Genomic DNA, 14,725 nt, shown 5'->3' on the forward strand with positions numbered 1-14,725 from the left:
CGCGAAGACAAAAAAAGCGCACGCGGCAATGACCGCGTCCAGATACAGCGCATCGGGAAAAAAATCGGGAGTTTCACATGACGTCAGTTCTGTTTTCTGCTGTTGGTTTCAGCCATTTCCCCTCTGGAGCGGCATTCATGCTGCATCCGCCTTCCTAGCCGCCGCCAACCGGCCCTTCCCCCGCGAGGGGGGCTTTTCAGCGAGTCCGACCGCGCCGCCCGGTGCGGCCGCTGGCGCAGTGCATCCTTTTTTCAGGAAGGGTTGCCGGCTCCTGGTGCGTGCACCGGAATCACCGGCCCGACGAACTATGCTTTCGATAGCGACCAAAGTGGAACAGATCGTGATGGAATCGGCCTTTCTCAGCGAGGGACTGGGCCGGGGCTTGCTCAACCTGTCGGAACTGGCGCGCCAGCTGCAGCCGCAATTGCAGAGCGATTTATGGAAACCGGTGGGCCAGGCCGCCGTGGTGATGGCGCTGCGCCGCCTGGCCGAACGGATGCCGCAGCAGAAAAGCGGCGAGATCGTGCTGGCGCACCGTGCGGGAGAACTGTCCACGCGCAGCGAGCTGATGATTTTTACCTACCGTTACTCCGACCAGACGTATGCCTGCCAGCGCCAGTTGCTGGCGCTGGCCGCGCCCCAGCGGGGCACGTTCATTACCGTCACGCGCGGCGTCAACGAGGTGATGGTGATCTGCAGCCGCAGCCTGCATGCGCTGGTGGAAGAGGTTTTCGGCGAAGAGCAGGAGCTGGCGCGCCTCGAACGCGTGACGGCCGTGACCTTGCACCTGGCGCCCGAAACCTGCTATACGCCGGGCGTGTATCACGCCATCCTCAAGCGCCTGGCGTGGGAGCGCATCAACCTGATCAACATCATCTGCACCTACACGGAGCTGACCTTGCTGCTGGAAGCATCGCAGACGGGGGCCGCCTTTGCCGTGCTGTCGAAAATCGTCGCCCAATGAAAAACGCCCCGCTGCGGCGATGCAGCGGGGCGCTGGCGGGACGCAGCCCGTTTATTTTTCCAGTTGCGTACGCACGCGGGCGATCGCGGCGCGTACCTGGCGTGGCGCGGTGCCGCCCACGTGGTCGCGCGCGGCGACAGAGCCTTCCAGGGTCAGCACGGCAAACACGTCTTCATCCGTCAGCGGGGAAAACGCGCGCAGCTGCTCCAAAGACAGGTCGGCCAGGTCGCAGCCGGCGTCGACGCAGGCGCGCACGGCCAGGGCCACCGCTTCATGCGCGTCGCGGAACGGCAAGCCTTTCTTGACCAGGTAGTCGGCCAGGTCGGTCGCCGTGGCGTAACCCTGCAGGGCTGCCGCGCGCATCGCTTCCGGTTTTACCGTGATGCCGCCGGCCATGTCGGCGAAGATGCGCAGGGTGTCGATGACGGTGTCGACGGTGTCGAACAGCGGTTCCTTGTCTTCCTGGTTGTCCTTGTTGTAGGCCAGCGGCTGGCCTTTCATCAGGGTCAGCAGGCCAGTCAGGTGACCATACACGCGACCCGTCTTGCCACGCGCCAGTTCCGGCACGTCCGGGTTCTTCTTTTGCGGCATGATCGACGAGCCGGTGCAGAAGCGGTCGGCGATGTCGATGAAGCCGATGCGTGGGCTCATCCAGATCACCAGTTCTTCGGCCATGCGCGACACGTGCATCATCAGCACGGCGGAGGCGGCGCAAAATTCGATGGCGAAATCGCGGTCCGACACGGCGTCGAGCGAGTTGTGGCAGACGTCGTCAAAGCCCAGCGTCTTGGCCACGCGCAGGCGGTCGATGGGGAAGGTGGTGCCGGCCAGGGCGGCGGCGCCCAGCGGCAGGCGGTTGACGCGCTTGCGGCAGTCGGCCATGCGCTCGGCGTCGCGGCCGAACATCTCGACATATGCCAGCATGTGGTGGCCGAAGGTGATCGGTTGGGCTACCTGCATGTGGGTAAAACCCGGCATGATGGTGTCGGCATGCTGTTCGGCCAGATCCGTCAGCGCGCCGCGGAACGTCGCCAGCAGGGCGGTGATGTCGTCGATGGCGGAGCGTACGTACAGGCGAATGTCGGTCGCCACCTGGTCGTTGCGCGAACGGCCCGTGTGCAAGCGCTTGCCCGCATCGCCTACCAGTTCGGTCAGGCGTTTTTCAATATTCAGGTGGACATCTTCCAGGTCCAGCAGCCATTCGAACTGGCCGGCGGCGATTTCCTGCGAGATTTGCGCCATGCCGCGCTGGATTTCCGCGTAGTCGGCCGGGCTGATGATGGCTTGCGCATGCAGCATTTCCGCATGGGCCAGCGAACCTTCGATGTCGAACAGCGCCAGGCGCTTGTCAAAAAATACAGAAGCTGTGTAGCGCTTGACGAGGTCCGAGACCGGTTCGGAAAACCGGGCCGACCAGGCTTCGCCCTTTTTGGAGAATTGATCAGTCATGAAAGAAGTCCTTTAGTGTAGGGCGATTATAAACAAGGTTGGCCGGCGGTAGGGCTTTTAGGGGCTTGCAGGGCGCTGAAATGGCCAGGAATGGGGCTGGCAAGCCTCAAATGCCACGGCGTGTGCACGTTGTGCGTTCCATCCGGGCTTTTTGTATTCTGTCCCGCGAATCGTGCGTTTGGTCGCAATTCGATGGCGGTTCAGGGGGGATCGGCCTACAGTTCAATCATCGCAGCACACAACCAGCCACCCAAAGGACATCATCATGAACATCGCTAAAAACATGGAAGCCATCTTCGTCGCCATCATCGCCATCGCCGCCGCCACCAGCCTGGCTACCGCCGCCGTGCCGAAGTTCCGCGCCGCGCCGGCACCCATTGCGGCCAGTGCCGAGCAAGTCACCATGCACACCGTGTACGTCAGCGCCAAGCGCCTGAGCGCGGAAGAAAAAGCCGCCCTGTAAGCGCGGCCATGCCATGCAGGCAGTAGCAGTACCTCGCAGTTTCCCATCACGGGCCATTCGAACGGGCGGTACCCCCGGTTCGCTCCAGCCCAGGTGACAGCAGCAATACGCAACACAGCATAACGACGGGCGGAACGTACGCCTCCAGCCAAGCAGCCTACTTTCACGCGTCAGCCCTCACGGGCCGGCGGCAGCGGACAGCCACGCCTAGCGCATTTCGTCCAGCGCCCAGCGCGCCTCGCTGGCCACGTCGGGGACGGGGTCATGCAAGCGGCTTTGCAGCATGGGAATGGCGGCGCCAGCTTGCAAGTCGCCCAGCGCATGCGCCACGCGACGGCGCACCACGGCGTCCTGATCGCCCAGCATGGCGATCATCGGCGCCAGCCAGCGCCGCTCGCCCATGTCGCCAAGCGCAGCGGCAGCCTCGGCGCGCACCGCGGCGTCGCGATCGGCCAGCAGCGCCGCCACGGCGGGTGCCGTTTCCGTAAAACGCATTTCACCGAAGGCCCAGACGGCAAGCTTGCGTACGACAGGCTGCGGGGCGCGCAAGGCCAGCAGCAGCGCCGGTATGGCGGCGCGCTGGCGGAACGATTCCGTCTCGGCCGCATGGCGCAGCGTGTAGTCCCTGGCGCGCATCGCGCCGGCAAGCCGGGTGAAATTCGGATTGTCGAGCGCTTGCAGCAAGGCGACCGGGTCTTGCTGCCGCCTGTCGGGGCCCGGCAGCAGGCTGTCCGGCCACAGCACCCGCTCCCCTTGCAGCGTGATACTGCCGATCACGCACATCAGCGCCACGCTTGCCAGCATGCCGTTCCACCATTGACGCAGCGTGACGCGCCCGCGCGGGCGATGGGCTTCCAGCAGCGCCGCGATGCGTGCGCCCAGCATGGCGCCGCGGCTGGCAATGCGATTGGCCATGCCAGTTGCCGGCTTGCCTGCCGTTCCTGCGCCGAAGGCCTGGCGCGACACCGTGAGCAGGGTGTGGGCATAACGCGATGGCGTGGCGCCGGCAGCCAGCACCGCATCATCGGCAGCGCATTCCGTATCGTGTTCGAACATGCGCAACAGCGGATACATCAGCGGGTGCCACCAGTACAGGGCAAGCAGCACGCGCGCCAGCAGCATGGGCCAGTCATGGGCGCGGATATGCGCCAGTTCGTGGGCCAGTACGGCATCGGCCTGTGCGTTGCCGGCGCTGTGACGGTCCAGCAGGATGACGGGATGATGCCAGCCCCAGCTGTATGGCGATGCGGCCGTATCGGAGACCAGCAGGCGCACGGCGCGGCGCAGCCCCAGCGACCGATGCAGCCTTTGCAGGGCCGTTGTCCATGCCGGCGCTTCGAGCACCTGTGCGGCGACGCTCGCCTGGCGCAAGCGCGCCAGGTTCAGCGCCAGGCGCAGCAGGTGGCATGCCACGCCGACGGCATACGCGGCCAGCAGCCAGCGGCCCAGCCATGCGGCACGTGCCGGGGCAGCCACGGCTGCCTCGATGTCGGGCAGCGCGGCCGTCGTCACGCTGACGGGGATGCGCAGCGGAGGATCGAGCAGGGCCGACAGGGCCAGCGGCATGCGCATGGGCAGCTGCGGCAGCCATAGCCAGAACAAGGGCAGCAACAGCAGCGCCACCAGGCCGCAGCGCGTGGCAAACACGCGGCGCGAGGCCGATGCGCGGTGCAGCAGGCGCAGCATGCAGAGCAGCAGCACGACCGTCACGCTATGCTTCAACAGCAGCTGCGCGAGGTCGGTTCCCGCCATCAGCAGCCTTCCTGGCGTGCCTTCGCGATCATCGCTTCGAGGTCATCGAGCTCCTTCGCACTCAGTTCGCCGGACATGCCGAGCAAGGCCGTCGCGGCGCTGGCCTTGGAATTATTGAAAAAGGTACCGACCAGTTTTTTCAGCGCCGACTCGCGCACCTGCGCCTGCGGCGCCACGGCGCTGTACAAATAGCGCTGGCCATCGACGCGATGCTGCAGCACGCCCTTCGTTTCCAGGCGCGCCAGCATGGCGCGCACCGCCGAATTGCTCAAGTCCGGGCCCAGTGCTTCCTGGATTTGCGACGCGGTGGCTTCCTGCAGCCGGTACACGCATTCGACGACCTGGCGTTCGCGCGGCGCCAGGTCTTCCAGTCCGCGCATGTCGGCGCCTGTTGTGGATACGGGATTTTTTTTCATGGTTGTTTCAATGCTTGCTCTGCTTGTGAAAGATGCTGGCGGTAGCCGGCCATTGCCTGTTCGCGTGCACCGTTGGCCTGTCCCAGCGCAAGCGCCCGCGTGAACTGGCGCTGCGCTTCCGCAGGGCGAGCGTCCGCCAGCAAGGCTTCGCCGTAGCTGTCCGCGGCATTGTCGGACTGCGCGTGGGCCTGGTTATTGTACGCCAGCACCAGCGTGGCCAGCGCCGTGCGCTTCGCCTTGGTCAGCAGGTCGAAACCCAGCGTATTGATCTCCGCTTCGCTCAGGGCGCTGTCCCGCAGCGCCAGCGCGATGCGGCTTGCGGCCGCGTCGTTCTGCTGCTTGCCCAGCAAGGCGGCGCTGTGCTCCAGTTCCCCCATCAGTTTTTGTCTGGCCTGCGCCCTGGCCACGCGCGCGGCGCTCTGCGTGGCCAGGGTCATGACCTGGCCGATGGCGGCAACGACCAGTTCCGGTTCCTGCATCTGGATGCCATGGCCGCTATTCGGCGTGAAGACGTGCGCGCCGCTGGAAAACTGGCTGAGGAAGGCGGCGTGCCGCTCGCGCTTGATCTTGACGATGGCTGGCGTCTCCTGGAAAAAGTTCGAATCGGCACGCGCCTGCACGGACGTGAGCAGCACCGCCGGTACGTCGGGCAGCGCCGGCATCGTCGGCAGCTTGCCCGCATCGAGGATGGCCTGGATGGTCTGCAGCTCGCCCTGCCACTTGGCCGGGATGCTGGCAGCGAGCATGCGCTGGTCCTGTTGCAAGCGCACCGGATCGAGGCGTTTGAGGACGGTTTCCAGGCCTTCATCCGCGGGGTCGACAAAGACCAGACCCGCGACCTGCTGCGGATGCGTCGCCGCGAAATAGCGGATCAGGAAGCCGCCATAGGAATGGCCCACCAGGATCAACGGTCCTTCCACCTTGCGCTGGCGCAGCACATCGGCCAGCTCGGCGACGCTTTGTTCCATGCTGAGTGGCTGGGGACGCGCCGGCGACTTGCCGTAGCCGGCACGCGAGTAGACCAGCACCGCCGCTTTCTTCGCCACCTCCGGCGCCACCTTGCGCCATACCGACAGGTCGCTGGCGAAGCCGCCTCGAAGACGACGGTATACGGCCCGGCGCCAGTCTGCGCCACGTGCAGCGGATGCCCGCCGACGCTGACCATGCCGTCAAAATAGGCGGCGACGGCCGGTGTTGTCAGGGCGGCGGCAGACAGCAGGCCGGCCCATGTCCACTTCCATGCGAATGAGAGCATCGTTTTCCTTGATGGTTGAGTTGGCTACAAATGTAGCATGCGACATTTGTAGCACCCCTGCAAGCAATGCATGCGGCGATTTGTCCGCCGCAGGGAACGGCGGCCAGCCAGCCTTCCTGCCTTTCATCGGGCCGGTTGGTATTCTGTCCCTTCTTTTGGGCGGTTTGTCGCAAGCCGCTGGAGATGGCCGGCCCATGCGCCTACAGTTCCATCATCGCAGCAGACAACCAGCCACCCAAAGGACACCATCATGAACATCGCTAAAAACATGGAAGCCATCTTCGTTGCCGTCATCGCCATCGCCGCTGCCACCAGCCTGGCCACCGCCGCCGTGCCGAAATTCCGCGCCGCGCCGGCATCCATGGTCGCCAGCGCCGATCAAGCCACCATGCACACCGTGTATGTCAGCGCCAAGCGCCTGAGCGCCGAAGAAAAAGCCGCCCTGTAAGGATGACGGCAACACGACAGACTGCCTATCGGACCCATGATCCCATGACCTCACATTTTTTCTGGCCTCTGCTTGCCATATCGTTCTCGGCGACTGCTGCGCCCATGCCGGAGGCATTCAGCCCGGCGCCTTGCGAGACGGGTATTTTTCGCCAGAACCAGACGGGCTTCGTCGCCCTCACCAAGGGGGCGAAAGGCTATGGCTATACCTTCAGCGACGGGACCGTCGGCAACACGCAGGACGCCGGCGCGTTGCTCGCGTGCGGAAAGGACGCCGTGCTTGTCAACGGCAAGGAACGCTGGCCGAAAGTGGCTTTGGCCGAAACAGATACGCGCTTTGAATCGCATGGCATCATGCTCGCGGGCCGCCTGATGGAAGCGCCGGGCGCCGGCAAGGACACGCCACTGGTCGTGTATGCCCATGGTTCCGAAAGCAGCGGCTGGATTGACCGCGCGCGCGACCCTTATCAGATGGTGGGACGGGGCGTGTCCGTTTTCGTGTATGACAAGCGCGGTACCGGGCTGTCCGAAGGCGAATATACGCAAAATTTTCCGTGCCTGGCCGATGATCTGGTGGCCGCGTCGCGCGAAGCAAAACGGCTGGCGCAAGGGCGTTACGGCCGCTTCGGCCTGATGGGTGTAAGCCAGGGCGGCTGGATTGCCCCGCTGGCGCAGGCGCGCGCCAAGGCGCAATTTCTCGGCATCGGCTATGGCCTGGTGGCCGATATCACGGAGCAGGATGCGGCGCAGGTTGCCAGGGAACTTCAGGACAAGGGTTATGGCGGCGACGTCATCGCGAAGGCCAGGACGGTGACGGATATCACGGCCAGAATCGTCAAATCCGGCTACAAGGATGGCTTGGACGACCTGTCGGCATTCCAGCAGCAGTTTGGCAAGGAGCCGTGGTTTGCCCTCATCAAGGGCGGCTACACGGGCGTGTTGCTGGGCATGCCGGCCGATGAGCTGCGCAAGAATGGCATACCGCGGTTCGACAAGCTCGGTGTCGACTGGTCGCTCGATCCCGTGCAGGTCGCGCGGCAAGTCACGGTGCCGCAGCTGTGGGCCCTGGCAGAGGATGACCGCCAAGCGCCGCCGGCTGTCACTATCGAGCGCTTGACGGCGTTGCGCGGCCAGGGCCAGGCCATCTCGGTCTATCTCTTCCCGCAGGCCGATCACGGCATGCGCAGCTACGCTCAGGCGCCCAATGGAACGCGCAAGCCGACCATCATCACGCCCGGGTTTTACGACCTGATGGCCGACTGGGCAAAGGGCGGCATCCATGGCGCCTACGGACAGGCGTACCGCAAATAACGCCACGGCGACGGCGCGTGGCCGTGGTTATTGCCAGTGCATCAGGCAGGGCGGAATCAAGAGCAGCAGCGCCAGCACCAGGTAAATCAGCTGCAGCGGGATCATCCACTTGGCCCACGTAATCCAGGGCACACGCGCCAGCGCCAGCACGCCGACGGTGATGCCGGACGTTGGGATCATCGGCGTGGTGAACTCGCCGAACTGGAAGGCCAGGATCGCTGTCTGGCGCGTCACGCCCACCAGGTCGGCCAGCGGCGCCATGATGGGCATCGTCAGCGCGGCCTGGCCGCTGCCGGAATGGATGAAGAAGTTGATCACCGACTGCATGAAGAACATCTTTTGCGCGGCGAAGACGGGACTCGACGAGGCCACCAGGGGCGTCAATGCATGCAGCATGGTGTCGATGATCTGTGCGTCGCGCGCCAGGATCATGGTGCCGCGCGCCAGCGCGATGACCAGCGCCACGCTGACCATGTCGCGCGCGCCCTGTACGAACGACGCCACCAGGCTGTCCATGTCGAGCCGGCCCACCAGGCCGACGACGATGGCCATCACCAGGAACAGGGCGGCGATTTCATCGATGAACCAGTCGTATTTGACGACGCCGACGACCATCGTCAGCAAGGTCGCCATGAAAATCCACAGCACGGCGCGGTGCGTGCGCGTCATGCCGGCAAAGCTGTTCAGGTCCAATGTGTGCTCACTGCGCTTTTCGATGTCGAGCAGGTAGGTCGGGCTTTTTTCCGGATGGCGCTTGATGCGCGCCGCATACCACATCAAAAACACGATGCTGACCGCCGTGGCGATGGCCCACACGATCAGGCGGTAGCCGATGCCGGAAAAGATCGGCACCCCGGCGATGCCCTGTGCGATGCCGACATTGAACGGGTTCAGGAAGGCGGCGGAAAAGCCCACCTGCGAGCCGATGAAGGGAATCGACACGCCCGTGATGGTGTCATAGCCCAGAGCCAGCGCCAGCGGCACGAAAATCAGGATGAAGGGGATGGCTTCCTCGTTCATGCCGAAGGTGGCGCCGCCCAAGGAAAACATGGTGAAGAAGACGGGGATGATGGCGGCGCGCACGAAGCGCGAACTGGTGTGCGCCTTGGCGATGGCCTTGATCAGGGAATCGAAGGCTTCGGTTTTTTGCAGCACGGCGAAGGCGCCGCCGACGATCAGCACGAAGCCGATGATCAGGCTGGCGTCGACGAAGCCCTTGATGGGCGCCATCATCAGGGCGGCGAGCCCCTGCGGCTTGTTGTCGACATAGTGAAACGTACCGGGGATGATCAGCTGCTTGCCGTTCACCAGTTGCGTGTCGAATTTCCCGCCTGGCACCAGCCACGTCGCCAGGGCGATCATGGCCAGGATGCCGCACAGCAGGACGAAGGTATTGGGGAGCTTGAATTTTCTCATGGCGTCATTGGCTCAGCAGGCTGCCGCCGCGGAAGGCGACAGCGCCGGCGACCTTGCCGACATTCATGCCGCGCAGGACGTGGCGGTGGGCGCTGCGCGCAAAAAAGACGCCGGAGACGGTGCAGCGCAAGGTCGTCGTTTCGCCGCTGACGGGGTCGATCAGGTCGGCCACCGCATCGCCGGCGGCAAGTACGTCGCCCATTTCGCGCAGGTAGACCAGCACGCCATGATGCGGCGCGAGGATTGGTTCCACGCCGGCCAGCGGCGTCGGTTCGCATTGCGGCGCGGGCAAGTCGTCGCCGGCGCCGGCTATCTCCAGCACGCCCTCGATGGCGAGAAAACGCAGCAGGGCGGTGGCGTCGCGCTCGGCCAGGGCGTAGCTCACTTCCACTTCGCCGCGCAACTCGACGGTGGTCGACAGGCAGGCGGCGGGAATCGGATAGCGGCCCTGGAAATGCGCGTCGAGATCCCACCATAATCGGCTGCAGGCTTCGTCGAACGGTTCTTCACCGGCCGCCAGTTCTAGCAGCACGGCGCGCGCGCCCAGCAACGCGGACAGGGGGGCGATCTGCGCGGCCAGCGGCGTGCCCGTATAAATGTGCAGGGCCGCCTCGTTGTCGCAATGCAGGTCGAGCACGATGTCGGCGTCGATGGCCATGCCCAGCAGGGTTTTCTTCAGCGTTTCCGCATCCGTGCCCGGCCGCCAGGCGGCGACGGCGGCGCGCGCATATTCGCGTATCAGCGCCACGTTGGCTTGCGCATCCTGTCCCAGCAGACCATCGAGCGTGGTTTTCAGTTCATCGGCCACGTGGCGGTAGGCGCGGTTGAAGTTGATGCCGGTGGTCAGGTCGAAGCGGCCGAACGGCGCGCCGTGGATGGCTTGCGCCAGGCCGATCGGGTTGGCGGCCGGCACCAGGATGATTTCGCCGTGGATCTTTCCCGCCGCTTCCAGCGCCAGCAGCTCGCGGCGTAAAAATTGCGACACCAGCATGCCCGGCACTTCATCCGCATGCAGCGCCGCCTGGATGTACACCTTCTTGCCGCTGCGGCTAGCGGCGGCCGCACTGCCAAAATGGAAGCTGCTCAATTGGCACGCTACGCTGGCGTGCGCGGTGGAGATGGGATGCTGTTGTACTTGCATGGTGAATTCGCCCCAAAACGGGGCGCGGTTGATGGATTCCGGTCGATTATGTAGCAATATTTTCACGAAGTAAATCAATGAAAATCCTTTTACAAATATTTGTTGAGTTTTCTTTTTGATATGAGTACAGTAAGTTCCAGCGACCCGATTTCGCCTTCCGCCAGTGATCCGCAGTGTCCAAGAATACAGGCCGCCAGTGATATGAAAGCATCCGCCAGTCCTGCACGCAGCAGTCCCCATACGCCACGGGTTGGCACGTTGTCGGCGCCCGATGCCGCCTTCGCGCAGTCTCCGCTGGGGCAGGCGCTGATGCACGTGCTGGCCAGCGGTTCGGCTTCGCAGCGGCAGATCGCCGATTACCTGCTGCGCAACCAGATGCGGGTGACGGCGCTGGGCATCGAGGAACTGGCCGACAGCTGCCAGGTATCGACGGCCACCATCAGCCGCTTCGCGCGCGATATCGGCCAGAAGAATTATTCGGCCATGCGTGGCGCGATGGCCGAAACCTTGCAATCGCTGTTGCAGCCAGTCGACAAACTGCGCCGCACGATAGAGCGGCGCGCGCGCGCCACGTCGCCCGTCACGGAAAGCCTGGAATATGCGGCCGCGAACATCGCCGCCACATCCGATGCCCTGTCGCCGCCCGCCGTGCAGGCCGTGGTGCGCCGCCTGACGCGCGCCAAGGTCGTGTATGTGATGGGTTTTGGCCTGTCGGCCAACCTGGCCGGCATGCTGGTGCAGCATCTGCAGCCGTTTTGCTCGCATGTGGTGGAAGTGGTGGGTATCGGCGGCTCGGAAGTGGCGGCCGGCCATCTGGTCAACCTGACGGCGCACGATGTGCTGGTGGTGATCTCGTTCCCCCGTTACACGCTCGACTGCATCGGTCTGGCCAGCTTCGCGCGCGACCGCGGCGCCTGCATCGTGGCGCTCACCGACTCGCCCGCCTCTCCCCTGGCCGAACTGGCCGATCACGTGTTGTATGCGCAAAGTACCCATCCCGTTCTGCCCAGCAGTGCCAGCACGGCGCTGGCCATGATCGAGGCGCTGGCCGTGGCGCTGATGGTATCGAACAGGAAAAACGTTGAAAAAGCGGCCCGCTTGAGCGAAGTCATCGCCGCCTACCTGTACGGCGGCGAACATGGCGCGCAGGGTACCCGGAAAACAGCAGCAAAGCAGCGCAAGGCAGTGCCGCAGTCATTATAAAAACAGGGTTAATACCATCTGGGAGAGTTTGCATGCAAGCAGAAAAACAAGACGGCAGTTGCGTATCGCCACGCGAGTCGGCACTGGCGCAAGGCGTGCGCCTGGCGCTGGGGGCCTTGAGCGTGTCGGCGGCGCTGGGCATGCTGGGCAACGGCGCGCTGGCGCAGGAGCAGGACGGAGAAGCGGCGCCGAAAAAAATGCAGCGCGTGGAAATCACGGGGTCGGCCATCAAGCGGCTGGAATCGGAGACGGCGTTGCCGGTGCAGATCATCACGCGCGCCGAGATCGACAAGGCGGGGGTGACGACGGCGGCCGAGCTGATGGCGCGCGTGTCGGCCAACGTGGGCGGCCTGACCGATGGCGCCAGCATCAATATCGGCGGCGACCAGCGCGGCTTCAACAGCGCCAATCTGCGGGGCGTGGGCACGTCATCGACCCTGGTGCTGCTCAATGGCCGGCGTATGGCCAACTTTGCCTCGCCCGGCGACGATGCGGGCGTGGACCTGAATAATATTCCCGCCGCCGCGCTGCAGCGCGTGGAAGTGCTGCTCGACGGCGCCTCGGCCCTGTATGGCACGGACGCCATTGGCGGCGTCATCAATTTCATTACGCGCAAGGATTACCAGGGTGTGGAGCTGAATGCCTACGGCAGCGGCACGCAGGAAGGCGGCGCCGGCAAGCGCACGGTCAGCATCACGGCCGGTACGGGCGACCTGGCCACGGATGGCTACAATATCTTCGCCGTGCTCGACGCGCAGCAGACGGACCGCCTCAGCACCTCGCAGCGCAAGTTCATTCCGAACCTGAACGTGCCCGAGCGCCTTGGCCATTTGCTGTCGAGTTTTACCAGCCCGGCGAATATCCGCCTGTCGGGTGCCCAGCGCGATCACCTGCAGGAGGTCGGTTTCCTGTTGAACGGCAAGCCGATCACCAACCGGCAAATCAACCTGTCCATCCCGGACTGCAATCCACCTGCCAATTTGTACCTGCCCAACGGCACTGGCGGCGTCGATGGCTGTACCTACGATTACATGCGCGATACGGAGTTGTATCCGAAGTCGGAGAAGCAGAATTTTCTTTCGCGGGGCGTGTTGAAGCTGAACCCGGAGCATCAGGTATATGCGGAGGTGGCATTGAGCCGTTCGCGTACCAATTATGTCGCGTCGTCGACACGGGTGATCGGTTACCTGGATTACAGCAAGGTGCCGCAATTGGCCAATACCGGTTTTGATACCATATTGGATGACGATGGCAAGCAGGTGGAGCGCGAACTGGAAGTGCGCATGCGATTGAAGGAGGCGGGCAACCGCACCAGTGAGTTGACCAGCGAAAGCCAGCGCTTCGTGGTGGGGGCGACCGGTACAGTGGCGGGATGGGATTATGACGTGGGTTTGAATCATAGCGTCAATACCGTCAGGGACCGTGATACCAAAGGCTATCTGCTGAAGGACAAGCTGCGTGCAGGTATCGCCGATGGCAGCATCAATCCCTTCGGGCCTTCCAGTGCCGAGGGCCTGGCACTGATTGAGAGCATCCAGGTCAACGATGAAGTGCGCCACGCGCGCGGCGTCATGGATGCGCTTGATTTCAAGGCGTCACGTGCTCTGATGGCCATGGGGGGCGGCGACATGGCCCTTGCCGTCGGCGGAGAGGTGCGCCGCGAACGTACGCAGTTCCGTCTTTCCAAATTACTGATGAGTAATAATATCAATGACGATTCGGCGCCGGAAGGCGGCAAGGACACCAGCGACAGCCGCACTGTGCAAGCCATTTACAGCGAACTGCTGCTGCCGTTTACCAAGCAGTGGCAGGCGCAGTTATCTGGCCGTTACGACCATTACCAGCAGGTGGGTGGCGCCCTAAGCCCCAAGGTGGGCCTGACTTACATGCCCAGCAAGCAGGTGCTGATGCGGGCGTCCACCGGCAAGGGCTTCCGCGCTCCATCGATGTCGGACTTGCACCGGCCCACCGTCTACAGTAGTACGGCGACCCTGCCCGATCCCGTGTTATGCGCCACTGTGGATAATAACTACGCCGATTGCGCGCAAAACTGGGATACGCGCCGCTACAGCAACGACAAGCTGAAACCGGAGCGCAGCCGCCAGTTCACGGCCGGTGTGGTGCTCGAGCCGAGCCAGCACTGGACCTTCAGCTTCGATTACTGGAACATCAAGCGCACGGATCTGATCAGCGAAATCGGCGACGACATCATCCTCGGCAACCTGGCCAAGTACGGCGACCTCGTACATCGCAACAAGGACAATGAAATCGACTACATCGAACTTCGCAAGGAAAACCGCGGCGCGCAAAAGGCTACGGGCATCGATATCACGGCCGACCTGCATGGCGTGAAGACGGCCTGGGGACGTTTCGGCGCCCACCTGAGCGGCACCTACGTGCTCGATTCGAAAATCCAGACGAGCCCCGGCGATGCCTTTATCAGCAACCTGAATAAATTCGTCACGGACGGCGTGGTGCAGCGCTGGCGCCATACGATTACCCTGGACTGGGACCATGGCCCGTATTCGGCCAGCCTGTCGAACACCTATTCGAGCAGCTACGATGACCAGAACTCGGCCATCAACACGGATGACGGCAGCGTCGTCAAGCCGAATCGGGTCAAGGCCTACACGCTGTGGGACATGTCGGGCGCGTATGCCGTCAGCAAGCAGTTCAAGCTGCGCGCAGGCATACAGAATCTGTTCAATACCAGCCCGCCATACTCGAACCAGGCCTACTTTTTCCTCTCCGGCTATGACCCGACCTATACGGATCCGCGCGGCCGGCGCTTCTATGCCAGCGCCAATTACAGTTTCAAGTAAAAATTGGAGATACCGCAACAACGCTGTCATATGCAGCAAGTAGTATCGTAGTGCGATGGCGTTGGATTGCAAGCAGCAGTTTTGGC

General features: G+C 63.6%; 11 protein-coding genes and 1 pseudogene. 6 read left to right on the plus strand and 6 right to left on the minus strand.

Going from position 1 to position 14,725, the window contains the following annotated elements; translation table 11 throughout:
• Window positions 1-307: 307 nt before the first annotated feature.
• The gene (locus NCG91_RS14760) at window positions 308-964 is read left to right on the plus strand and encodes a hypothetical protein (RefSeq protein ID WP_099666466.1); all 657 of its coding nucleotides are present in this window, start codon (window positions 308-310) and stop codon (window positions 962-964) included.
• Between the two features lie 51 nt (window positions 965-1,015).
• On the opposite strand, the gene argH is transcribed toward NCG91_RS14760, so the two are convergent.
• On the minus strand, window positions 1,016-2,413 hold the full coding sequence (gene argH, locus NCG91_RS14765) for an argininosuccinate lyase (protein WP_251350221.1): 1,398 nt from the start codon (window positions 2,411-2,413) through the stop codon (window positions 1,016-1,018).
• 265 nt (window positions 2,414-2,678) lie between these two features.
• Between argH and NCG91_RS14770 the strand changes: the two genes are divergently transcribed.
• The gene (locus NCG91_RS14770; RefSeq protein ID WP_077408563.1) at window positions 2,679-2,876 is read left to right on the plus strand and encodes a hypothetical protein; all 198 of its coding nucleotides are present in this window, start codon (window positions 2,679-2,681) and stop codon (window positions 2,874-2,876) included.
• Between the two features lie 207 nt (window positions 2,877-3,083).
• On the opposite strand, the gene NCG91_RS14775 is transcribed toward NCG91_RS14770, so the two are convergent.
• The 3 genes and pseudogenes from NCG91_RS14775 to NCG91_RS14785 form a co-directional block, all read right to left on the minus strand.
• The gene (locus NCG91_RS14775) at window positions 3,084-4,628 is read right to left on the minus strand and encodes a M56 family metallopeptidase (RefSeq protein WP_251350222.1); all 1,545 of its coding nucleotides are present in this window, start codon (window positions 4,626-4,628) and stop codon (window positions 3,084-3,086) included.
• Entirely contained in the window at window positions 4,628-5,044 is a 417-nt protein-coding gene (locus tag NCG91_RS14780) for a BlaI/MecI/CopY family transcriptional regulator (protein ID WP_251350223.1), read from the minus strand. The genes NCG91_RS14775 and NCG91_RS14780 overlap by 1 nt, the downstream gene beginning before the upstream one ends.
• A pseudogene (locus NCG91_RS14785) lies at window positions 5,041-6,123 on the minus strand (alpha/beta fold hydrolase); the annotation flags it as partial. The pseudogene NCG91_RS14785 and the gene NCG91_RS14780, both read right to left, overlap by 4 nt.
• A 426-nt stretch (window positions 6,124-6,549) precedes the next feature.
• On the opposite strand from NCG91_RS14785, the gene NCG91_RS14790 reads away from it, so the two are divergent.
• Window positions 6,550-6,747: a hypothetical protein gene (locus NCG91_RS14790; protein ID WP_099666473.1), complete on the plus strand. Its 198-nt coding sequence runs from the start codon at window positions 6,550-6,552 to the stop codon at window positions 6,745-6,747.
• A 104-nt stretch (window positions 6,748-6,851) separates the two neighbouring features.
• Window positions 6,852-8,057, plus strand: a complete 1,206-nt coding sequence (locus NCG91_RS14795) for an alpha/beta hydrolase family protein (RefSeq protein WP_251350225.1) — start codon at window positions 6,852-6,854, stop codon at window positions 8,055-8,057.
• 27 nt (window positions 8,058-8,084) lie between these two features.
• Here NCG91_RS14795 and NCG91_RS14800 read toward each other — a convergent pair whose 3' ends face one another.
• Window positions 8,085-9,473, minus strand: coding sequence for a YfcC family protein (locus NCG91_RS14800; RefSeq protein WP_083299835.1), 1,389 nt, complete (start codon window positions 9,471-9,473; stop codon window positions 8,085-8,087).
• A gap of 4 nt (window positions 9,474-9,477) precedes the next feature.
• Window positions 9,478-10,614, minus strand: coding sequence for a succinylglutamate desuccinylase/aspartoacylase family protein (locus NCG91_RS14805; RefSeq protein ID WP_251350226.1), 1,137 nt, complete (start codon window positions 10,612-10,614; stop codon window positions 9,478-9,480).
• A 201-nt stretch (window positions 10,615-10,815) separates the two neighbouring features.
• Between NCG91_RS14805 and NCG91_RS14810 the strand changes: the two genes are divergently transcribed.
• Window positions 10,816-11,817, plus strand: coding sequence for a MurR/RpiR family transcriptional regulator (locus NCG91_RS14810; protein ID WP_251350227.1), 1,002 nt, complete (start codon window positions 10,816-10,818; stop codon window positions 11,815-11,817).
• Between the two features lie 32 nt (window positions 11,818-11,849).
• On the plus strand, window positions 11,850-14,639 hold the full coding sequence (locus NCG91_RS14815) for a TonB-dependent receptor (RefSeq protein ID WP_251350228.1): 2,790 nt from the start codon (window positions 11,850-11,852) through the stop codon (window positions 14,637-14,639).
• Window positions 14,640-14,725 lie beyond the last annotated feature (86 nt).

It is taken from the genome of Janthinobacterium kumbetense, from assembly GCF_023703445.1.
Lineage (GTDB): Bacteria > Pseudomonadota > Gammaproteobacteria > Burkholderiales > Burkholderiaceae_D > Janthinobacterium > Janthinobacterium kumbetense.